Raw genomic sequence first — 21,365 nt, forward strand, 5'->3', positions numbered from 1 at the left:
GTCACCGCATGCTGCCAACCCCCGGGGGAGAAGACCCCGCCCGGCCCGCCGGACTACGGATCGGGCACCTCGACCTCGCCGACCGGGTCGACGAGGCCCTGCGCGTGCAGGCCGAGGCCTTCGGGCTCAGCGAGGAGGAGGTCGGCATCCGGCGCTACATCGTCCAGCGCCACATGACCTGCCGCGGTGCCCGCGCGCTCGGCGCCTTCACCGAGGACGGGGCGCTCGCCGGGTTCGTCTACGGCATGCCCAACGACCGCGCGCACTGGTGGTCGGGCGTCGTGGAGCCCTACCTGCGGGCCGGCGGCCACGAGGGCTGGCTCGACGGCTCCTTCGTGATCACCGAACTCCACGTCCACCCCGGCTTCCAGGGCCGCGGCGTCGGCCGCGCCCTCATCACCACGATCACCGCCGCCGCCGAGGAGCCGCGCTCGATCCTCTCGGCGATCGACGTCGAGAGCCCCGCCCGGGGGCTCTACCGCTCCCTTGGGTACGCCGATCTCGCCCGCCCGGTCCACTTCCCGAGCGCGAGCCTCCCGTACGCCGTCATGGGCGCCCCGCTGCCCCTGCGCCGGCCCTGACGGGCGGCGGACCGGCCGCCGGGCAGCGCCCCAAACCGTTTTTCGGAGCCCGGTCCGCCCCGGTAGCCTCCCGTCATGTCAACGCAACACGTGCAGCGCATGTCCCGCCTCATGGCCAAGACCCTCCGCGAGGACCCGGCCGACGCCGAGACCCTCAGCCACCGCCTGCTGGTCCGGGCCGGCTACGTCCGGCGCACCTCCGCCGGGGTGTGGAGCTGGCTGCCGCTCGGCAAGCGGGTCCTGGACAACGTCTCGCGCATCGTCCGCGAGGAGATGGACGCGATCGGGGCGCAGGAGGTGCTGCTCCCGGCGCTGCTGCCGAAGGAGCCGTACGAGATCAGCGGGCGCTGGTCGGAGTACGGGGACCTGCTGTTCCGGCTCAAGGACCGCAAGGGCGCGGACTACCTGCTCGGCCCCACGCACGAGGAGATCTTCACCCTGCTGGTCAAGGACCAGTGCACGTCCTACAAGGACCTGCCGGTCATGCTCTACCAGATCCAGATCAAGTACCGGGACGAGGCGCGCCCCCGGTCGGGCGTCCTGCGCGGCCGCGAGTTCCACATGAAGGACTCGTACTCCTTCGACGTGACCGACGAGGGGCTGGCCGAGTCGTACGCCCTCCACCGCGCGGCCTACCAGCGGATCTTCGAGCGGCTCGGCCTCGACCACCGGATCGTGTCGGCGGTGTCGGGCGCGATGGGCGGCTCGGCGTCGGAGGAGTTCCTCGCGCCGGCCGCGGCGGGCGAGGACACCTTCGTGGACTGCCCCTCGTGCGCCTACGCGGCGAACACGGAAGCCGTGACCTTCGCCCTGACCCCGGCCGAAGGGGACCACGGTCCGCTGGAGGAGGTCCCGACCCCCGACACCCCCACCATCGAGACCCTGGCGGCGCACCTCGGCATCCCCGCGTCGGCGACGCTGAAGAACCTCCTCGTCAAGGTCGACGGTGAGATCACGGCCGTCGGCGTACCGGGTGACCGGGAGGTCGACCTGGGCAAGCTCGGCGAGCATCTGGCCCCGGCGGTGGTGGAGTTGGTGACGGCCGAGGACTTCGCCGACCGGCCCGACCTGGTACGGGGCTACGTGGGCCCGCAGGGCCTGGCGAAGGTCCCCTACCTCGCCGACCCCCGTATCGCGCCGGGCACTTCCTGGGTGACGGGGGCCAACAAGCCCGGCACGCACGCCCGGAACGTGGTGTGCGGGCGGGACTTCGAGGTGGACCGGTACCTGGACGTGGTGGTCGTCGAGGAGGGCGACCCCTGCCCCTCGTGCGGCGCGGGACTGCGGCTGGACCGGGCGATCGAGATCGGGCACATCTTCCAGCTGGGCCGCAAGTACACGGACGCCTTCGGCCTCGACGTCCTCGGCAAGGAGGGCAAGCCGGTCCGGGTCACGATGGGCTCCTACGGCATCGGCGTCTCGCGCGCGGTGGCCGCGCTGGCCGAGCAGACGGCCGACGGGCGCGGGCTGTGCTGGCCCGCGGCCGTGGCCCCCGCGGACGTGCACGTGGTGGCGGCGGGCAAGGCGGTGCCGCTCGCGCTCGCGGATTCCGCGGCCGCGTCCCTGGCGGAGGCGGGCCTGCGCGTCCTCCTGGACGACCGGCCGGGCCTGTCCCCGGGCGTGAAGCTCACGGACGCGGAGCTGATCGGCGTTCCCTGGATCCTGGTGGCGGGCCGCCGCTCGGCGGAGTCGGTGGTCGAGCTCCAGAACCGCGCCACGGGCACCCGCGAGGAGCTCCCGCTCGCCGAAGCCCTGGCCCGCCTGACCGCGTAGCCCCGCGGGCAGCCCCGAGCGGCGGCTACTCGTGCCGCCCGTCCGGCTCCGCGGCGGGCGGTACGGGCTCCGGTCCCGGCGGCGCCACCGGGGCCACCGCTGGAGCCGGAGCCGCAGCCGGCGCCGCGCGCTCCAGGAAGCGCAGGAGCTCCACCGGGAACGGCAGGACCAGGGTGGAGTTCTTCTCCGCCGCGACCGCCACCACCGTCTGGAGCAGGCGCAGCTGCAGCGCGGCCGGCTGGTCCGACATGACCGCCGCCGCCTCGGCCAGCTTGTGCGAGGCCTGGAGCTCCGCGTCCGCGTTGATGACCCGGGCGCGGCGCTCGCGGTCGGCCTCGGCCTGCCGGGCCATCGACCGCTTCATCGTCTCCGGCAGGGAGACGTCCTTGATCTCGACCCGGTCGATCTGCACGCCCCACCCCACCGCCGGGCTGTCGATCATCAGCTCCAGGCCCTGGTTGAGCATCTCCCGGTTGGACAGCAGATCGTCCAGGTCGGACTTGCCGATGATCGACCGCAGCGAGGTCTGGGCCATCTGGGAGACCGCGAAGCGGTAGTCCTCCACCGCGATGATCGCGTTCGCCGCGTCCACGACCTTGAAGTAGACCACCGCGTCCACGCGCACCGTGACGTTGTCCCGGGTGATGCCCTCCTGGGCCGGCACCGGCATCGTCACGATCTGCAGGTTCACCTTGTGCAGCCGGTCCACCAGCGGGAGGACCATCGTGAAGCCGGGGCCGCGGATGCCCTCCCGGAGCCGGCCGAGGCGGAAGACGACACCGCGCTCGTACTGCTTCACCACCCGGGCGGCGGCGCCCATGTAGACGGCGGCTCCCACGCCCGCGGCGATCGCGGCTGTCAGCAGTTCCTGGACCATGACGGCCTCCTGCCGGGCACGACTCCCCGAAGGGTTTATGCCCTACAACCAGCCCGCGAACTCCAACAACTGTTCCGCTTCCCGCCGCCGTCCGGCGGCCAGCGCCCGGTTGCCCGACTCGACCGCACGGAACAGCGTCCAGCCCCGCAGCCGGTCCCGGTCCACCTCCAGCGCGTCGGCCAGCTTGTTCACCCGGCGCCGCGCGCCCGCGGCCCCCGCGGAGGAGGCCACCTGGTCCTCCAGGCGGTCCCGTACCAGCCGCGCCAGGTCGTACGCCCGCTCGCCGACCATCGGATCCGGGCCCACCGCCAGCCAAGGCGCCCGCTCGCCGGCGAGCACCTTGCCCTGCCGGAAGGCCCCGTGCAGCAGCAGTTCCTCGGCCGGCGCCGCCGTCAGCTCCTCACGGGCGGCGAGCGCCGCCGAAGCCAGCTCTGCCGCCTCGGCGGGGGCCTTGCGGAGCACCTCGGCCTGCGCGGCCGTGCGCTCGGTGACCGTCTCCCAGCCGTGTCCGGGCTCCGGGGCCACCCACAGCCTGCGCAGCGTGCCGCAGGCCTCCAGCAGGGCCTTGGCCTCGGGCAGCGACCGCAGCGAGACCTCGGGGTGGAGCCGCTCCAGCAGCAGCCCCCCGTCCTCCTCGTGGTGGCGGGTGTCGAGGACCCGTACGGCCCCGAATCCGCCCCAGTGGGCCAGCGCGGCGAGTTCCCGCCCGGGGCGGGCGGCCGGCGGGGCCAGCTTCAGCGCGGCCGGGGTGCCGTCGGCGTACCGGACGAGGACGACCAGGCTGCTGCGGCCGCCGGGGGCCTGCACCCGCTGGGCCTGCACTCCCCGCCGGGCCAGCGCGGACTCCGCCAGATCGGGCAACTGCCCCAGCCAGTCCGCGGTCCGCGCCGTCTCCGGCAGCTCGCCGAGCGCCCGTACGAGCCGCTGCGGCGGTTCGAAAGCCATGCGTGAGTGGTCCCTTTCAGCTGTGCGCGGGCCCGTCGCGCGTGCTTGCGCGCCGCTCCCGCACGGGTTCCGCACTAGTTCTGCGCCGCGGACGCGCGTTCCGTGAGCCCAGGGAAGGCTACGCCGACACCACGCCAGCGTGCCGCGCGCACGGCCGCGGCGCTCAGCGCGTCAGCCGCCTCGCGGCGCAACCGGCCCTCGGCCGCGCGCACCAGGTCGGAGTAGGCCCCGGCCACCCGTTCCTCGATCACGGCGGCCAGCCGCTCGGCGTCGGCGGGCGTGCGCACGGTGAACGGCAGCGTGTACGCCGCCTCCGCGGGACGGGGGGAACCGCCCAGCTCGCGCACGGTGCGGGCCAGCGCGTCGCGGCGCGCGAGGTGGCCGCCGTAGGCCTCGCGGGCCTCGGCGGCGCGGGGGGCGCCCGAGGTCCGGGCGCCGATCACGCCGTAGCCGTACGCGGCCGCGTGCTCGGCGGCCAGCGCGGCCTGCGCGGCCTCCAGGACCTGGCCGGCGGGGGAGGGGGCGGGAGCGGTCGAGGTCACGAGGGGGCTCCCGGGGGCGCGGTCAGCAGATGGGCGTGTACGTGGCCGCAGGCGGCCAGCGAGGCCAGCATCCGGGCCGTGGGGGGGCGCGCGCCGCACGTCCCCAGAGAATCCGCCGGTGCTCGCGGAGTCCTTGACCGGGGCCGGATCGCGCAGCAGCGCGTGGACGCGGCGGGCGCCGGCCGTCAGGTCCGCGAGCAGCTGGGCGGCCGCCGGGAGAGGGGTCAGCACCTCGAAGGAGGCCAGCGCGAGGAGGGGCAGGGCCACGGCCCACACGGGGGACGTCGAGCCGGCGCACAGGAGGGCCACGGCGATGGTGGTGGCGCCCTGTACGACGGTCAGGGCGGCGACGGAAACGGCGGACAGGAGCGCGGCTCCGCGGTCGTGGGCGCGGAGCCGGCGGGCGGTGGCGACGGCCCGGTCGGTCTCCCGGGCGGCCGCGCCGAAGACGGCGAGGTCTTCGGCGCCGTCCAGCAGGTCGACGGTGTGCACGGCGAGTTCCGCGCGGAGGTCGGCGCTGCGGCGGTCCGCACGGGCGGCGGCCAGGGCGGTGAGCGCGGGCAGGAGCACCCCGCCGGCAGCCAGGCCGAGGGCGAGGGCGAGGGCGGCGGCCGGGGAGACGAGTGCGGCACCGCTGATCACGGCGGCCGAGACGAGGACGGCGGACAGGGCGGGCAGCAGGACGCGCAGCAGGGCGTCCTGGACGAGGTCGACGTCGGCGACGAGCCGGGAGACGGTGTCGGCGTCCCGTACGGTGCGGGCGTCCTCGTGGGCGGGCCGCCGCGCGAGCGAGCCGAACACCCGCCGCCGCAGCCTGGCCACGGCGCGCAGCGCGGCGTCGTGCCCGGCGAGCCGCTCCCCGTACCGGAACAGCCCGCGGGTGACGGCGAGCGCCCGTACGGCGACGATGGCGACGGACAGGACCCCCATGGCGGGCTGCTCGGCGGCGCGGGCGATGAGCCAGGCGGCGAGCGTCATCAGGGCGACCCCGCCGAGATCGGCGGCCAGCGCGAGTGCGGCGGCGGGGGCGAGCGTGCGCAAGGGGCCGGCGGTGCGCAGCACGAGGAACAGCGCCTTGACGGGTCCCGCGGCCGGCGGGCCGGCCGGAGCTGCCGGCGGGGCGGTGGCGTTGGTCCGGCCGGGGGTCATCGGGGCACCTCGCGTTCCCTGAAGGTTCCTTCGGACACGTGGAATCGGCGGTCGGCGCCGTGCAGGAGTCGGGGGCGGTGGGCGACCACGAGGACCGTGCGGCCCGCGATCAGGCGTTCGCTCGCGGCCAGGACGGCCTCCTCGCTCTCCTTGTCGAGTCCGGCCGTCGGCTCGTCGAGCAGGACCAGGGGCGCGTCGCGCAGGAACGCCCGGGCGAGCGCCACGCGTTGGCGCTGGCCCGCGGAGAGTCCCGTACCGCGGGCGCCGAGGCGGGTCGCGTAGCCGTCGGGCAGCGCGCGGACGAAGCCGTCCGCGGCGGCGGCCCGGGCGGCCCGTTCGACCTCTTCGTCCGTGGCCCCGGGGTCTCCGAGCCTGATGTTGTCCGCGACGGTCCGGTCGAAGAGGTACGGCCGCTGCGGCACCCAGCCGATCGTGCGCCGCCAGTCGTCCCAGCCGTCCCGATCGAGTTCGGCGAGGTCCTGGCCGCCGGCGAGGATCCGGCCCTCGTCCGGCTGGACGAGTCCGAGGAGCAGCGCGAGGAGCGTCGACTTGCCTGCGCCGCTGGGGCCCGTGAGGGCGACCCGCTCCCCGGGGGCGATGACGAACGAGACGTCGGACAGGACCGGGCGGGGGCGTCCCGGCAGGTGGAGCGTGACCCCCTCGAAGCGGATGGGCCGGGCGGCCGGGGCGGTGCCTCCCGCAGCGGTCCGGCCCGCGGCCGCGGTGGAGGCGGAGACGGAGTCGGGCGCGGATGCGGGGGCGGAGGCGGAGGCGGATGCGGCGGTGTCCAGCTCGGCCAGCGCCTCCCTCGCCACGGTCATGCCCTCGGTCGCCGCGTGGAAGCGGTTGCCCAGGGAGCGCAGCGGGAGGTAGGCCTCGGGGGCCAGGAGCAGGACGGTCAGCGCCGTGGTGAGGTCCAGGGAGCCGCCCAGCAGGCGCAGGCCCACCGGGACCGCGATCAGGGCCACGGACAGGGTGGCGACCGTGTCGAGGACCAGCGTCGACAGGAACGCGATGCGCAGCGTGCCCATGGTGGCCTTGCGGTGCTGCTCGGCGACCTCGCCGACGATGGCCTCCTGGGCCTCCGCGCGGCCGAACGTGCGCAGGGTCGTCAGCCCGCGCAGGGCGTCCAGGAAGTGTCCGCCGAGCCGGGTGAGCGCCGCCCACTGACGTTCCGTGGCGTCCCTGGTGTGCAGGCCGACGAGCGCGCCGAAGACGGGGATGAGGGGGAGGGTGACGAGGAGGATCACCCCGCTGAGCGGGTCGTGGAGCGCCATCGTGACGACGATCGCGGTCGGTACGAGCGCGGCGGCGAGCATCTGCGGCAGGTAGCCGACGAGGTAGGGGTCGAGGGCGTCGAGGCCCCGGGTGACCAGGGTGCTGCTCTCGCCCGTGCGACGGTCACGGGCCTCGTAGGAGACCCTGCGCGCGGCCGCGGCCAACAGCCCCGTCCGCAGCCGGAGTTTGATCTCCGCGGCGGCCCGCTGGGCGGTGGTGGCCTGGAGCCAGCCGGCGATTCCGCGCAGGGCGACGGCCGCCGCGACCCACAGTGCGGGGGTGAGGGTCGGCCCGCCGGAGAAGGCCTCGCCCAGGAGCACGGCGAGGGCGAGGGCCTGCCCGATGACTCCGGTGGCGCCCAGGACGACCGCGGTGAGCACCAGCAGCCCGGCGGACCGGGTGCTTTCGGCCGCCCCGAGCAGGCGGCCGCGTACTTCCCGGTCGGTGAGCGGACGCGGCGAAGCCGCCGGGCCCTGGGCCCGGCGGCTTGCCTCTGCGCGGACGCGTCCCATCAGAAGTACGCCGGGGAACGGTCGTCGGCCTTGGCCCGGAAGGCCCACCACTGCATGGCCTGGAAGGCGAGCAGTACGGGGAAGACCAGCAGCACCACGGGGCCCACGACGCTGAGCGTGGACGGATCGGCGGCGGCCTCGGCGACCGAGATGTGCTCCGCGGAGCCCGCGCTGCTGACGATGACCTGCGGGTAGTGGGCGGCGGCGAGCAGCAGCACCGGGGACAGTGCGGCGAACCCGCTGACGACCGGCGCCTTCCAGCCCCCGCCGGCGATCAGCCGCGGCACCAGCCACAGCGACGCGACGGCCGCGGCGAGGACGAGCCCGGCGGAGACCGGGTTGAGCAGCCCGTCGCGGGAGGTGCCGAATGCGGTGGCCGTGATCGCGGTGAGCACGGCGAGGCCGGTCGCGGCGGGCGCCAGCTTCGCGGCGAACTCCGCGGCCCGTCCGGAGACCGGCCCTTCGGTGCGTACGGCGAGGAACACCGCGCCGTGCAGCGCGAAGACGGCGACGGCGGTCAGCGCGGACAGGATCGGCAGCGGCTGGAACAGCACGCCGAGGTCGACGTGGAGTTCACCGTCCACGACCGGCACCGCGCCGAGCAGGGCGCCGCCCAGCGCGCCCCACATGAGGGCGAGGACCACGCAGGCCACATGGGCGACGCCGTCCCAGCGGCGCCGCCAGCGGGCGCCGGACAGGCGGCGCCGGAACTGCACGGCGGCCTCCCGGACGAGCAGGCTCGCGACGGCGAAGACGATGACCGGGTACATCCCGGCGATGGCGGTGGACTCCAGGCCGGGGAACCCGCCGATCATGATGCCGCCCGCCGCGACCAGCCAGACCTCGTTGCCGAGGAAGAAGGGTCCGGTCGCCGCGGCGACCGTGTGCCGGTCGCGGTCGTCCTTGGCGAGCCAGCGGCCGATGATCCCGGTGCCGATGGTGATGCCGTCCAGGGCGAGGTAGCCCGCGACGAGCAGCCCCAGCAGCGCGTACCAGATGTTGTGCCACACGTTGAGACTCCCAGCGCTGTCAGAAGGTCGGGGCGGAGTTCTCGGAGACCCGTTCCGCGCCGGCGCCGGAGCCGGAAGCGACGGGCACGGACTTGTCGCCGGGGATGAGGCCCAGCTGCGCGCCGTCGGGGCCTCGCCGGGCGAAGCGCAGGAGCAGCGCCCAGTCGGCGAAGAGCAGGACGAGGACGAGGGTGCCGAAGACCAGCAGCGAGGTGAGGACGGTGCCGGAGGTGAGCCCCGGGGTGAGCGCGTCCTCGGTCTTGAGCACTCCGTAGACGGCCCAGGGCTGGCGGCCGACCTCGCGGAAGATCCAGCCGGAGATCATGGAGACGTACGGGAGGATCAGGCCCGCGGTCAGGAACCAGAGCAGCACCTTGCGGCGGATCAGGTTCCGTTTGATCATGAACGGGATGGCGAGGACCGCCACCAGCATCATGAACAGCGCCGGGATGATCATCACGAACTCGGCGGTCTGCGCGAAGCCCGGCGGGAAGTAGTTGTCGGGGCCGAACTTCTGGGTGAAGGTCTCCACCAGTGCCTGGGCCCGCTCGGAGCGCGTCCCGTACTTGGTCGGCGTCTGCTTGACCGAGTAGCCGATCTGGAGTCCGCCGAGCGCGGCGGTCGCCAGGACCAGGACCGGGATGGGCGGCAGGGCGAGCTTCATCGAGGACCAGAAGAACTTCTCGTGGCCGGTCTTCCTGCGCAGGTGCCAGGCGCTGACGGCGACGATGAAGAAGGATCCGGTGAGCAGCGCCGCGGCCACGATGTGGAGCGAGGCGGAGAAGGCGTTGGTGTTGGAGAGCAGGGCCCCGAAGTCGGTGAGGACCGCCTTGCCGTCCTTCATCTCGTAGCCGACGGGGTGCTGGAGGAATCCGTTGGCGGTGAGCACGAAGAAGATCGAGGAGTACGCGGTGAGCGCCACCAGCCACAGCATCAGGGTGTGCAGCTTGCGGCCCATCCGGTTCCAGCCGAAGATCCACAGGCCCAGGAAGGTCGACTCGGCGAAGAAGGCCACCAGGGTCTCGATCGCGAGCGGCGCGCCGAAGACGTTGCCGACGAAATGGGTCAGCCCGCTCCAGCTGAGCCCGAACTGGAACTCCATCACTATGCCGGTGCCGATGCCCAGCGCGTAGTTGATGACGTAGAGCTGCCCCCAGAAGCGGGTCTGCCTGCGGTGTTCTTCCTTGCCTGTGATCGCCCAGCGCGTCTGCATCACCACGAGGTAGGCCACCAGCCCGAGCGTCAGGGAGACGAACAGGAAGTGCGCGATTGCGGTGATGGCGAACTGGAGCCGTGCGAGTTCTAGCACGTCCACGGTGGTTCCCCTCGGTCGGCTGTGCAGCCGTCTGTCTGGTGGTCGCTGTGGTCAGGAGTGGTGGATAGGCGGCCTTTCCACTTCAGCCGAGGACGGTGGAGTACCGCTCGGTCCGCGGTGGAGGCGCGCTCGAGTCCGGGCGCGGTCGAGTCCGGGCGCGGGAGCCGGGGGCTGCGGCCGCCCGCCCTCATCGGGCGGCCGCAGCGCTTCTCGGGAGTGGCCGCAGGAACCGGTGGCCCGGCTCAGGAGTGGCTGGAGTAGGCGAGCTCGTCGTGCTCGATCGCCATCTCGTCCGTGTAGACGAGGTCGAGGTAGCGCTCTCCCCGGTCGGCCAGCAGCGTCAGGATCCGGCTGGGGCGCGGGAGCTCCGGCAGGAGCTCCTCGATGGCCGCGACCACGGAGCCGGAGGATCCGCCGGCGAAGATCGCCTCGTGCCTCAGCAGCCGGTGGCAGCCGTGGATGGCGGCCGCGTCGTCGATGTGCACGACCTGGTCGATCTCGCCGGGGGTGAGGAGTTCGGGGACCCGGCTGGAGCCGACTCCCGGGAGCATCCGCGGGCCCGGCGGAGTGCCGAAGATGACCGAGCCGACGGCGTCGACGGCCACCACCTTCAGGGCCGGCCATTCGCGGCGCAGTCCGCGGGCGAGGCCGTGCAGGGTGCCGGTGGTGCTGACGGCGGCGACGAGGACGTCCACGGGTTCCGGGCAGTCCTCGATGACCTCGCGCGCGGTGGTGACCGCGTGCGTCTCCCAGTTGAGCTCGTTGGCGTACTGGTTGATCCAGACGGCGTCCGAGTCGTCGGCCAGCAGGTCCTGCACCCGGGCCAGCCGGGTGTGCAGGTAGCCGCCCGCGTGGTCGGGCTCGCTGACCATCTCGATCTCGGCGCCGTACTGGCGCAGGATGCGCAGGTTGGTGCGGGAGGCGTTGGGGTCGACGACGGCCGTGAACCGCAGTCCGTAGCGGACGGCCACCATGGCCAGCGCGACGCCGAAGTTGCCCGAGGTGCTCTCGACGATCCGGGTGCCGCGGCGGATCATGCCGTCCCGGATGCCGCGTTCGACGATGTAGCGCGCCGAGCGGTCCTTGACGCTGCCGCCCGGGTTGAGCATTTCCAGCTTGGCCAGCACTTCGATGCCGTGCTGCGGGAAGAGTCGGCCGAGCCGGACCAGCGGGGTGGCGCCGATGCAGTCGGTGATGGAGTTGTGGATCACGCCGGCTCCCGGGGTGCGGAGGAGTGGTCGGGTGCGGTAATTCCGAAGAGGCCGCGGCAGAACTCGAGTCCGTGGATCTCGGTCGGCACCTCGGCGGCCGCGCTCAGCTCCCACTGGTCGCGGGTGAGGCGCCAGCGGGTGAGCACCGTGGGCTTGCCCTGGCGCTCGGTGAGTTCGATGCCGTCCGGCTGGTAGCCGTACTTCTTGTTGACGGCGATGGCGGCGGCGCCGTCCTCGTAGACGGCCGAGGTGGCGTGTCCGGCGCCCAGGCCCTCGAAGGCCAGGCGCAGTACCGCCGCGCGCATCTCGGTGCCCAGGCCCTGGCCTTGGTGTCCGCGGGCCAGCCAGCTCTCGGAGGCGACCTCCCGCAGCTGGGGGAAGCGCCGGGCCTGGAGGCCCTGGACGCCGACGGGCCGGCCGTCGAGGAAGACGGCGAGGCCGAGGTTCCAGTAGTCGGGACGGCTGAGCGCGAGCCCCTTCCATAGGTATTGCAGGACGCGGCCGGCGACGACCTGCTGGGGCGCGTCGCTCCAGCCGCCCTGGAAGGGCACGGTGCCGCGGTCGTGGATGCCCTGCTCGGCGACGAGTTCGGCGAGTGCGCGCAGGTCGCTCTCGTCGGGTACCCGGAACTCCAGCCTCGGGGTGGTCAGCCGCAGCCGGAGCTGCGGAATCCAGGCCGCGATCGCCGTACGGTCGTGTCCGGGCTTGCTCCCCGGCGTGGTCTCAGGAGTGTTCTCTGCCATGAGGCGATGCTCCGCAGGCGGTCTCAACGGGCGGTGGAAGACGTCTCGACAGTCGGACGGTCGGCCACCGGCCGGTCGGTTGGGGGCTGGACGGGCACGGGCTGTACGGGTATGGACCGCAGGGCGGGCTTCCGGTCCCGCGCGCCCCGGCTGAGCCGGAGGACTCCGACCACCAGGCCGGTCAGGATGACGACGGGCCAGAGCGCGTCGGGGAGGGCCCCGACCACTCCGCCCAGGCCCAGCAGGAGGAGGGCTCCGGCACGCAGCCGGCGGATCCGGGCCGGCCCCTTGAAGGGCACGGCCACCAGCGCGGCGGCGGCGATGACCAGCGCACCGGCGACCGGGCCGAGACCCCCCAGCCCGGACACGGCGTCGCCGACCGAGCCGTGTACGGCGGCCAGCGGCGGCACGGTCCAGAAGTAGCCGAGGCCGATGATCGCGAGCACTCCACCGGCCTGCGAGGCCCGTCCGTACCGGCTCTTGCGCATACCCCGCTCGGCGAGGTCGACGGCGTTGAACGGGCCGTACAGCACCGGCCGGAAGCCGAGCGCCAGTGTCGGCAGGGCGGCCAGCTCGAGGCCGCCGTAGCCGATCAGCCCCGCGATCAGCACGGAGAGCTCGGTGTAGAGCGCGACGCCCAGCGCGGGCCCGTCCGGCAGCACGCCGATCGGGTAGATCAGCATCGGCAGCAGCAGCAGCGCACCGCCGGGCCAGCCCGACAGCCCGCGTGAAATGCCCTTGGTGAGCCGGGGCTTGAGCAGGGCGAGGGCGACCGTGAAGGCGACGGCGATGCCGACCGCGGTGGTGACCGCGACCAGGTTCTCGCCGGTGCTCCGCTCGGGAACCTTGGTGGTGATCAGATGGGTGAGGGCCAGGGCCCCCGCGAGGACGCGGACGATCCGGCCTCCCGGGCCCGCGTCCCGGCCCAGGACGGTCGCGGCCCCGCGGGCGGTCCGCGCCCCGGAGGAGGCGGCAGCCATCAGAGCTCCACCCGTACGCCGTAGCTGCGCAGCCAGTCGTTGAGGCCGAGCAGCATCTCGACGTTGGCGCGGGCGACCCAGGCGCGCATGCCGCTGTCGAGCACGGACGGGTCCTCGATGAGGGCCTTGATGCCCGCGGCGTTGGCGAGCGGTGCGGCCGGCGCGGCCGGGTCGGCGAGCAGCGCCGCCATGCCCTCGCACAGGGCGTGGCCGTAGGCCGGGTCCTGGGTGACCGGGTAGGGGCTCTTGGCGCGGTTGATGACGTCTTCCGGGAGCAGGTCGGCGACGGAGGCGCGCAGCAGGGACTTCTCGCGGCCGTCGAAGCTCTTGAGCGCCCACGGCACGTTGTACGCGTACTGCACCAGCCGCCAGTCGCAGAACGGCATCCGGGTGCCGAGATCGGAGGCGGCGCCGAGGGACTCGTCGTGGCTGAGCAGGGTCTCCAGCCAGCGGGTGAGGTGGAAGTAGGTGATCTCCCGCATCCGCAGGGTCTGGCCCTCCTCGCCTTCGAGGCGCGGGACCTCGGCCATGCTGGCGGCGTAGGCGTCGCCGCAGTAGCCGTTGAGGTCGAGCGTCTCCAGCAGGGCCGGGTCCAGGAGGTCGCCGCCGAGGCCGTGCCTGCCGCCGCCGAAGCGGGCCATGGCCACCCACGGGAGGGTCGGCGCTTCGACGAGTTCCTTGTTGTGGACCCAGGCGAAGCCGCCGAAGACGGCGTCGGCGATCTCGCCGGAGAGCACCGCGCCGACGTGCTCGCGGACGGCGCCGGTGAGCAGGTACAGCGAGGTGTTCATGTTGCCGAGCGGGCTCGGCACGTCCTTGGCGCGCAGGACGGCGGCCCGGACGGCCGGGTCGATGATGTCCGCGGTGTCGAGCACCAGGTCGGTGTGCTCGGCGCCGAGGTGGCGGACGACGGACTGGACGAACGGCGCGTCGGGGCTGCCCCAGATCTCGTCCTCCTTGAACTCCCCGGCGTCGCCGAAGGAGACCGTGAAGGTGCGGACCGGGCCCTCGCCGCGCTCGGCGAGCGCCTCGTGGGCGAGCGCGGTGACCGCGCTGGAGTCGATGCCGCCGGAGAGCAGGACGCCGGGGACGGCGCCCGCGCCGAGGTTGCGGCGGACCGAGTCGGACAGCAGCTTGCGGATGTGGGCGATGGTCTGCGCCTGGTCGTGCGGGTGCTCTTCGGCGGTGAGCTGCCAGTAGCGGTACGAGGTCTCGCCCTTGCTGCCCAGGCGCAGCACGTGGGCGGCCGGAACCTGGTGGAAGCCCTTGAGGATGCCGTGGCCGGCGGTGCCCGCGTACGAGAACAGCTCGCGCAGGCCGTCGGCGTCGATGACCGGCTCGACTCCGGGGTGCGCGAGGATCGCCTTGCGCTCGGTGCCGAACAGCACGCCGCTGCCGTGGCGGTAGTAGAACAGCTGCTGGTTGCCCATGCGGTCGCGGGCCACCACCAGTTCGGCGGTGCGCGCGTCCCACACGACGACGGCGAAGGCGCCGTCGAGGTGCTCGGCGAAACGCTCGCCCCATCGCAGGTACGCGCGGCCGGCGAGCTCCGCGTCGGTCGAGGGCCCGGTCACGCCGAGCTCGGCCCGCAGCAGCTCGGGCTCCAGCAAAACGCCGGTGACGGCGGCGGTGACCACCGTGCGTCCGTCTTCTTCGAACACCCAGGGCTGGTCCGGGGCGCCGTTTCCGGCGACGTCGGACCAGCGGGTGCCGATCGCGGCGGTCTCGGACACCCAGAGGCGCTCCCCGAGCGGGCCGCGCTGGGCGAGGGCCGCGGTCATGGCGACCAGGGTCGGCCGTTCCCGCCGCAGGTCGCGCTCGTAGTCGATCCATCCTGCTATTCCGGACACCGCAGGGACTCCCTTCGACAGTGGAGCCACAGGCTGACCGGGCCACCTCAAGTTTCCCTGGACAGCCTCTCCAGCAGCGGCGCCGACCATCCGTAGAGCCGGATCCGTACCAGGCCCCGGCTTGCGAACCTGAAGGGAGAGCTGCCGTGGGCAAGGAGCCCGAGGAGCTGACGGACGTCCTGATCGTGGGCGGAGGGATCACCGGACTGAGCTGTGCGCTGTTCCTCCGGCACCACGGGGTGCGGGCCGTGCTGGTGGAACGGCACGCCTCGACCTCGATCCACCCCCGGGCCTGGGGGTGGTACCCGCGGACCCTGGAGGCGTTCAGGTCCGCGGGCGCCGAGGAGGCGGTGCTGGAGGCCGCCGCGGGGTACGCGGGGCACCGGCGCCAGGCGACCGTGGAGTCGCTGCGGGGCAAGGAGCTGAAGGCGGTGATGCTGCCGGAGCCCGGCGACCTGAGCTCCCTGACCCCGTCCCGGCAGATCTCGCTGGGCCAGGACCGCATGGAGCCGCTGGTGCGCGAGGCGGCGGACCGGGCCGGCGCGGATCTGCGCTTCGGGACCGAGCTGGTCTCCTTCGACCGGCCCGAGGGGCCCGGGGGGCCGGTCGTCGCGACGCTGAAGGACCGCGCGACGGACGAGGTGCGCCAGCTGCGGGCCCGTTGGCTGGTGGCCGCGGACGGCGCGCGCAGCCCGGTCCGCGAGGCGCTGGGGATCGGGCGCACCGGCCGCGGCACCCTCCAGCACCAGGTGAGCATCCTGTTCCGCGCCGACCTCGAAGGACCGCTGGACGGACGCCGGTTCTCCATCTGCCAGATCGAGAACGAGGAGCTGAGCGGGGCCGTCCTGGGCCACGACGACACCCTCGGACGCGGCACCCTGATCCTCCAGTACCACCCGGAGGAGGGGGCGACGCCGGACGATTTCACCACCGAGGAGAGCGTGCGGCTGGTCCGTTCCGCGATCGGCGACCCGACGGCCGACGTCGAGATCATCGGCGTGCTGCCCTGGGAGCTGGCGGCCCTGTCGGCCGAACGGTTCAGGGACGGCTCCGCGTTCCTGATCGGGGACTCCGCGCACGTCATCCCGCCGATCGGCGGCTACGGCGCCAACACCGGTGTCCACGACGCGCACAACCTGGCGTGGAAGCTGGCGGCGGTGCTGCGCGGCGAGGCCGGCGAGGGCCTGCTGGACACGTACGACGCCGAGCGCCGGCCCGTCGCGGAGGCGACGATCGCGCAGGCGCAGCTCCGGCTGATGGTGCGCTCCGGGCGGGCGACGGAGGAGCAGCGCAAGGCCACCGTGGAGGTGCTGGCGGTGATGCTCGGACACTCCTATCCGTCGGTGGCGCCCGAGGCGGGTCTGCCGCAGTTCCGGGAGCCGGAGAAGCTGAGCGGTGAGCCCGGCACCCGGGCCCCGCACGTGCCGGTGCTGTTGCGCGGGGGCGGCGAGGGGGGCGAGGACCGCAACGGTTCGGTGCTGGACGTGTACGGCTCCTCGTTCGTCCTGCTCATCGGATCGGACGGCACCGACTGGCGGGCGGCCGCCGCGGAGGCTTCGGAGCGGACCGGGGTGCGGCTGGTCACGGCCGGCTTCGGCACGGAGCTGGAGGACCTCTCCGAGCGCGGCTGGTACGAGCGGTACGCGGTGACGGCGGACGGGGCGGTGCTGGTGCGCCCCGACGGGTTCGTGGCCTGGCGCTCGTCCGGCGCCCCCGAGCGGGCGCAGGACCGCGCGCAGGCCGTGGCGCAGGCGCTGGCGACCGCGGTGGTGCGGGCCGGCTGAGGCCGGCGGGAGACGGCAGTGGGGCCGCTGATCCGAAGGGATCAGCGGCCCCACTCGTCGTACCCGGCTTGTCGTACCCGCTTGTCGTACCCGGGTCCTAGGTCACGTTGAAGTTGGCCATCATCGCCATGTCCTCGTGTTCGAGGTTGTGACAGTGGAAGACGAACTTGCCGGTGTAGTCGTCGAAGCGGACGAGGACGCTGAGCTTCTCGTTCGGCTGCATCCGTGCCGTGTCCTTCCAGCCGACGTCCTCCGGCTGGACCGTGGTCGAGCTTCCGCGCTTCCAGACCTGGAAGGGCGACAGGTGCAGGTGGATCGGGTGGTGCGTGGTGGAGGTGAACTCCCAGATCTCGATGTCCCCGCGCTTCACATCGGCCCAGCTGCGGTCGGTGCTGAACGGGAAACCGTTGATCTTGTAGACGTTCTGGGAGTCACGGGCGAGCTGGAAGGACCGGGTGCGCACGGCCTTCGTCGGGTCGAGCCGCTGGATGGTGGAGAGCGTCGCGGGGACGCTCGTGGTGTCGGTGATCTTGGCGCCGACGACGAACTGCATGATCTCGTCGGTACCGCTCTCGCCCAGGCTGTTCTTCAGGGTGACCTTGGTGCCCGGCGCGTACTTGGCGAAGTCGACGATCACGTCGAAGCGCTCGCCGGGGACCATGTAGATCGAGTCCATCTGCTGCGGCTTGTCGAGCAGACCGCCGTCGCTGCCGATCAGGGTGAACGAGTCGGAGCCGGAGGGCTCCGGGCTCAGCTTGACGCGGTAGCGGCGGGAGTTGGAGCCGTTGAGCAGCCGCAGCCGGTACCGGGCGCCCTGGACGTCCAGCTTCGGCCACGGCACGCCGTTGACGAGCATGACGTCGCCGGTCATGCCGTTGTGCGCGGAGCCGGTGACGCCCGGGGTGGTCTTGAGCGTCGGGTCGATGGACGGGTAGGACAGCGAGCCGTCCGCGTTGAACGCCCTGTCCATGATCATGACGGGGAGGTCGCGGGCGCCCTTGGGCAGCGGCAGCGCCTCCTCCTCGTCGTCCCGGACTATGTAGAAGCCGGCCAGGCCGCGCCAGACCTGCGGTCCCGTGAAGTCCATCCGGTGGTCGTGGTACCAGAGGGTGGAGGCCCGCTGGGCGTTCGGGTACGTGTAGTCCCGGTTGCCGTTGGCGGTCGTGCCCTCCATCGCCATGCCGGCCGCCGCGTGGTGGCCGCTGCCGCCCGTCTTCGCGGCCCAGCCCGCGGTGGGCAGGATGAAGTCGGTCGGATAGCCGTCGCTCTCGGCGGGCGTCTTCCCGCCGTGCAGGTGGGTGACGATGGGCACCGGCAGGTCGTTCTTGGTCCGCACCACGGCGGTACGGCCCTTGCGGACGCTGAAGGTCGGCCCCGGGAAGGTTCCGTTGTAGCTGAAGATCGGCGTCTGCACACCGGGAAGGATCTCCGCGGTGGTGGCGTACGCCCGGACGTCGAAGTAGTCGGTGGTGCCGACCGACGAGGTCGGCTGGATCACCTGGGGCGTCTTGAACGGCAGGGTGAAGTGGGCGGGTATCGCCGCCGCCGCCGCGGACTTGAGGTTCGCTGCCTCGCCGTTCTTGCCGTCCGAGTTGTCCCGGCCGATGACGAAGGGGAGCGCAAGTCCGGTGGAGGTGACGCCGACGGCGCCCAGGAACCCGCGTCGTGAGAGAGGAGTCATGGACCTTCCTATTCGATGACGGTGAGAGAGCGGTCCAGCGTGGTCAGGAGCCGGTTGCCGCCCGAGTCGACGACGAAGGGGTCCTCTACGTGGACTCCGCCGAGGCCGAACTCGTAGTAGGGCGTCTCGGAGTTGACGACGGTTCCCTCCTCGATCACGTCCGTGTTGCCGGGCGTGATGAGGACGGGTTCGTAGATCTCCACGCCGATGCCGTGCCCGACGTGCTGCCTGCGGTAGTGCGGCACCCCGGCCGCGCGGACGGCGTCGACGGTGAGGTCGAACAGCTCCCCGCCGGTCATCCCGGGCTTGGCGCCCTCCAGGGCCGCCTGCTCTCCGGCCAGCATGGCCGCGTAGACGGAGACCAGCCGCGCCGAGGGCTCGCCGAAGCTGAAGGTGCGCGCGATGTCGGACCAGTAGCCGCGGTGCGTGCAGCCGACGTCGAACCAGATGGACTCGCCCCGGCGCAGCGGGGCATCGGACGGTCGGGTCTGGCCCAGGACGGCCTCCCTGCCGAACTTGATCAGGGTGAAGCGGGGGCGGCCGCCCGCACGGGCCACCGCCGTCTCGAACTCCCTGACCATATCCCGCTCGGTGACGCCCTCCGCGGCGATGGCGACGGCCGCCCGGATGCCCGCCTCCGAGGCCGCCGCGGATTCGGCGATCCGCAGCAGCTCGGACTCGGTCTTGACCTTGCGCACCTGCTGGAGCAGGGCGCCGGCCGGGCGGACCGTGCTGCCCGGCAGCTCCTCGGCGAGCCGGTCGAGGAAGCCGAGCGGCGCGGCGTTCTCGTCGATCCCGATCCGGGCCTTGGCCAGGCCCGCCCCGGTGAGGATGCCCACGAGGGCGGCCAGGGCGTTCGGCGGCGGTTCGGCGTCGTGCCCGACCTCCTTGAACCGCGTTTCCCGGTCGGTGAGTTCGATGCCGTCCGGCAGTTCCCGGAAGAAGGTGCCGTAGCCGACGACCCCGCTGAGGGCGGTCGTCGCGTCGAGGAACTGGTCCACGTCGCTGCGCGAGCTGGCGTAGTACGGCGCGTCCGGGCGCTCGCGCGTCACCACGGCGAGCGCCCTGCTGCTGTACGGGTGGTTCTGGCCGCCGACGCTGGAGATCCCGGTCAGGTACAGCACGTTCTCGGCGGACGTCGCGACGAGCACGTCGAGCCCGGCCTCGTCCATGTGGCGGGCGAGGCGTTCCGAGCGCGAGGTCACAGCGCCAGCCTCACCCGGTAGTGGTCCAGCCAGTTGTTGAGCTGGAGCATCATCTCGATGTCCGCGCGGGCCATCCGGTCCTTGGTGAGCCGCTCCAGGCTGGACGCGATCGCGGCGGCCGCCTCGACGTCCATGATCTGGCGCACCGGCGCCTGCGGGTCGGCGAGCACCGCCTTGATCGCGCGCTGGAGCCCGGCGGGGTAGTCGGGGTGGTTGGAGACCGGGGACGCGCTGCGGTGCCGGTCGAGGACCGACTCGGGCATCAGGTCGGCGACGGCCGCCCGCAGGATGCCCTTCTCGATGCCGCGGCGGTTGTGCATCTCGTTGGGGATGTTGTACGCGTACTGCACCAGCTCGGGGTGGTTGATCGGCGTGCGGAGCTGGAGGCCGGCGGCGGAGTACGAGCCCGCGTCGATGCCGAACCGGGTGTTCATGAGGTAGGCCACGCGCCGCATGTGGCGCTGCCACTCGTCCTCTTCCGGCAGGTACTCGACCTCGGAGACGGCGGTCGCGTAGACGTCCTTGTAGTACGTCTGGAAGTCGAGCGCGGCCAGCGCCTCCTGGTTGAACAGCCCGGTGCCGAAGCCGTTGGCGGCGCCGTGCTTCTGGGCGAGCGCGACCCACGGGAAGGTGCCGGACAGCACGAGGTCCTTGTGCGTGTACCAGGTGGCGCCCTGGAAGTACTTGTCGCCGCCGTAGCCGGCGAAGACGACCTTGCAGCCCTCCTGCGCGGCGCGCTGCACCGTCAGGTACTGGGCGGTGTCCATGTCGTACTGGCGGGTCGGGAAGTCCTTCGACTTCAGCATGCCCAGCCGGACGATCGGGTCGAGGATGTCGCCGGTGTCGAGCTCGACGAGGGTGTGGTTCGCGCCGATGTGGCCGGCGACCTCCTCGGCGAACGGGGTGTCGTGCGTGCTGCGCATGACATCGGCCTGGAAGTCGCTGCGCTGGAAGCCGATGGTGAAGGTGCGCAGCGCGCCCTTGCCGGCGCGGGACAGCGAATCGGCCGCGAGGCCGGCGACGGCGGAGGAGTCGATGCCGCCGGAGAGCATCACCAGCAGCTGCGAGGGGTCGTCGGTGAGGTTGTCCTCGACGCTGCGCGTGAGGATCTCGCGGACCTTGGCGACCGTGGTGTCGTAGTCGTCGGTGTGCGGCTGGGTGCTGATGCCCCAGAACTTGCCGCGCTGCCAGCCGCCGCGCCCGTAGCGGGCGATCTCGGCGGCGCCGATCCGGTCGAAGCCGGAGAAGATGCCGCCGTGCGGCAGGGCCTGGGAGACCGCCTCGCGCAGACCGGCCGCGTCGACGACCGGGTCCACCTCGGGGTGGGCCAGGAGCACCTTGCGCTCGGAGCCGAACACCACGCCGGTGGCGGTGCGGGTCCAGTACAGCGGCTGGCCGCCGAGGTGGTCGCGGGAGAGGACCACTTCCTCGGTGCGGCCGTCCCAGATCGCCACCGCCCAGGAGCCGTTCAGGCGCGCCAGGAAGTCCGCGCCCCACTCCCGGTAGGCGTACGCCACCAGGGCGGCGGGGCCGGTGTCGGCGGGCAGCGTGACGCCGGCCGTGGCCAGCTCCGCGCGGATCGCCCCGGTGCCGGTCGGCCAGCCCGTGACGACGGAGACGATCTCATGCTCGCCCGCGCGCACGACGTACGGCTGCTCGTCCTTCACGCCGTCCACGGTGAGCAGGCGGGCGCCGAGCGCGGCGTGCTGCCCGACCCACACCGCCTCGCCGTCCGGGCCGCGCTGCGCCAGCGTGGAGGCAAGCGCCGTGGCAACCGGCCGGTGCCTGCGCAGGTCCCTGTCGAAGTCGATCCAGCCAACGAGACCGGACACGTTGCCACCTCTCCTCATGTGTCGGTTTTGGTACGGGCAGCATCCGGCGGCGCAGTCGCGCCGCGACCGCGCGGCACTGGAGGGACGGTCGATCGCG

Annotated in this window: 16 protein-coding genes and 1 pseudogene; 3 read left to right on the top strand and 14 right to left on the bottom strand. The window is 73.0% G+C overall.

Features of this window, described 5'->3' with window-relative positions:
• Positions 1 to 8 precede the first annotated feature (8 nt).
• Together DRB89_RS06820 and DRB89_RS06825 are read left to right on the top strand one after the other, a co-directional pair.
• Complete coding sequence (locus DRB89_RS06820) at positions 9 to 581, top strand: GNAT family N-acetyltransferase (protein WP_112449341.1); 573 nt, start codon at positions 9 to 11, stop codon at positions 579 to 581.
• Positions 582 to 656: 75 nt separating this feature from the next.
• On the top strand, positions 657 to 2,354 hold the full coding sequence (locus DRB89_RS06825; RefSeq protein ID WP_112449340.1) for a proline--tRNA ligase: 1,698 nt from the start codon (positions 657 to 659) through the stop codon (positions 2,352 to 2,354).
• 25 nt (positions 2,355 to 2,379) lie between these two features.
• On the opposite strand, the gene DRB89_RS06830 is transcribed toward DRB89_RS06825, so the two are convergent.
• From DRB89_RS06830 to asnB, 11 genes and pseudogenes are all read right to left on the bottom strand, one after another.
• Positions 2,380 to 3,231: a slipin family protein gene (locus DRB89_RS06830; RefSeq protein WP_112449339.1), complete on the bottom strand. Its 852-nt coding sequence runs from the start codon at positions 3,229 to 3,231 to the stop codon at positions 2,380 to 2,382.
• 42 nt (positions 3,232 to 3,273) lie between these two features.
• The gene (locus DRB89_RS06835) at positions 3,274 to 4,176 is read right to left on the bottom strand and encodes an aminoglycoside phosphotransferase family protein (RefSeq protein WP_112449338.1); all 903 of its coding nucleotides are present in this window, start codon (positions 4,174 to 4,176) and stop codon (positions 3,274 to 3,276) included.
• Between the two features lie 74 nt (positions 4,177 to 4,250).
• On the bottom strand, positions 4,251 to 4,718 hold the full coding sequence (locus tag DRB89_RS42740) for a ferritin-like domain-containing protein (RefSeq protein ID WP_162688983.1): 468 nt from the start codon (positions 4,716 to 4,718) through the stop codon (positions 4,251 to 4,253).
• Positions 4,719 to 5,024: 306 nt separating this feature from the next.
• Positions 5,025 to 5,867, bottom strand: a pseudogene (locus DRB89_RS46275) (ABC transporter transmembrane domain-containing protein); the annotation flags it as partial.
• Entirely contained in the window at positions 5,864 to 7,657 is a 1,794-nt protein-coding gene (gene cydD / locus DRB89_RS06845; RefSeq protein ID WP_112447614.1) for a thiol reductant ABC exporter subunit CydD, read from the bottom strand. The gene cydD and the pseudogene DRB89_RS46275, both read right to left, overlap by 4 nt.
• Positions 7,657 to 8,667: a cytochrome d ubiquinol oxidase subunit II gene (gene cydB / locus DRB89_RS06850; RefSeq protein WP_112447613.1), complete on the bottom strand. Its 1,011-nt coding sequence runs from the start codon at positions 8,665 to 8,667 to the stop codon at positions 7,657 to 7,659. The genes cydD and cydB overlap by 1 nt, the downstream gene beginning before the upstream one ends.
• 19 nt (positions 8,668 to 8,686) lie before the next feature.
• On the bottom strand, positions 8,687 to 9,982 hold the full coding sequence (locus tag DRB89_RS06855) for a cytochrome ubiquinol oxidase subunit I (RefSeq protein WP_112447612.1): 1,296 nt from the start codon (positions 9,980 to 9,982) through the stop codon (positions 8,687 to 8,689).
• A 242-nt stretch (positions 9,983 to 10,224) separates the two neighbouring features.
• A complete protein-coding gene (sbnA, locus tag DRB89_RS06860; protein WP_112447611.1) occupies positions 10,225 to 11,193 on the bottom strand; it encodes a 2,3-diaminopropionate biosynthesis protein SbnA in 969 nt (322 codons plus the stop codon).
• Entirely contained in the window at positions 11,190 to 11,936 is a 747-nt protein-coding gene (locus DRB89_RS06865; RefSeq protein ID WP_112447610.1) for a GNAT family protein, read from the bottom strand. The genes sbnA and DRB89_RS06865 overlap by 4 nt, the downstream gene beginning before the upstream one ends.
• 23 nt (positions 11,937 to 11,959) lie before the next feature.
• Positions 11,960 to 12,916: a DUF6410 domain-containing protein gene (locus DRB89_RS06870; RefSeq protein ID WP_112447609.1), complete on the bottom strand. Its 957-nt coding sequence runs from the start codon at positions 12,914 to 12,916 to the stop codon at positions 11,960 to 11,962.
• Positions 12,916 to 14,766, bottom strand: a complete 1,851-nt coding sequence (asnB, locus tag DRB89_RS06875) for an asparagine synthase (glutamine-hydrolyzing) (RefSeq protein ID WP_112447608.1) — start codon at positions 14,764 to 14,766, stop codon at positions 12,916 to 12,918. The genes DRB89_RS06870 and asnB overlap by 1 nt, the downstream gene beginning before the upstream one ends.
• Before the next feature lie 146 nt (positions 14,767 to 14,912).
• On the opposite strand from asnB, the gene DRB89_RS45890 reads away from it, so the two are divergent.
• Entirely contained in the window at positions 14,913 to 16,550 is a 1,638-nt protein-coding gene (locus DRB89_RS45890; RefSeq protein ID WP_162688487.1) for an FAD-dependent oxidoreductase, read from the top strand.
• Positions 16,551 to 16,647: 97 nt separating this feature from the next.
• Here DRB89_RS45890 and DRB89_RS06885 read toward each other — a convergent pair whose 3' ends face one another.
• Genes DRB89_RS06885 through DRB89_RS06895 form a run of 3 tightly spaced genes read right to left on the bottom strand, consistent with a single transcriptional unit; the run spans position 16,648 to position 21,268 of the window.
• Positions 16,648 to 18,231: a multicopper oxidase family protein gene (locus DRB89_RS06885; protein ID WP_112447606.1), complete on the bottom strand. Its 1,584-nt coding sequence runs from the start codon at positions 18,229 to 18,231 to the stop codon at positions 16,648 to 16,650.
• Positions 18,232 to 18,239: 8 nt separating this feature from the next.
• Positions 18,240 to 19,436, bottom strand: a complete 1,197-nt coding sequence (locus tag DRB89_RS06890; RefSeq protein ID WP_239516040.1) for a Xaa-Pro peptidase family protein — start codon at positions 19,434 to 19,436, stop codon at positions 18,240 to 18,242.
• The gene (locus DRB89_RS06895; protein WP_112447605.1) at positions 19,433 to 21,268 is read right to left on the bottom strand and encodes an asparagine synthase-related protein; all 1,836 of its coding nucleotides are present in this window, start codon (positions 21,266 to 21,268) and stop codon (positions 19,433 to 19,435) included. The genes DRB89_RS06890 and DRB89_RS06895 overlap by 4 nt, the downstream gene beginning before the upstream one ends.
• Positions 21,269 to 21,365 lie beyond the last annotated feature (97 nt).

This window comes from Streptomyces sp. ICC4 (genome assembly GCF_003287915.1).
Taxonomy (GTDB): domain Bacteria; phylum Actinomycetota; class Actinomycetes; order Streptomycetales; family Streptomycetaceae; genus Streptomyces; species Streptomyces tritrimontium.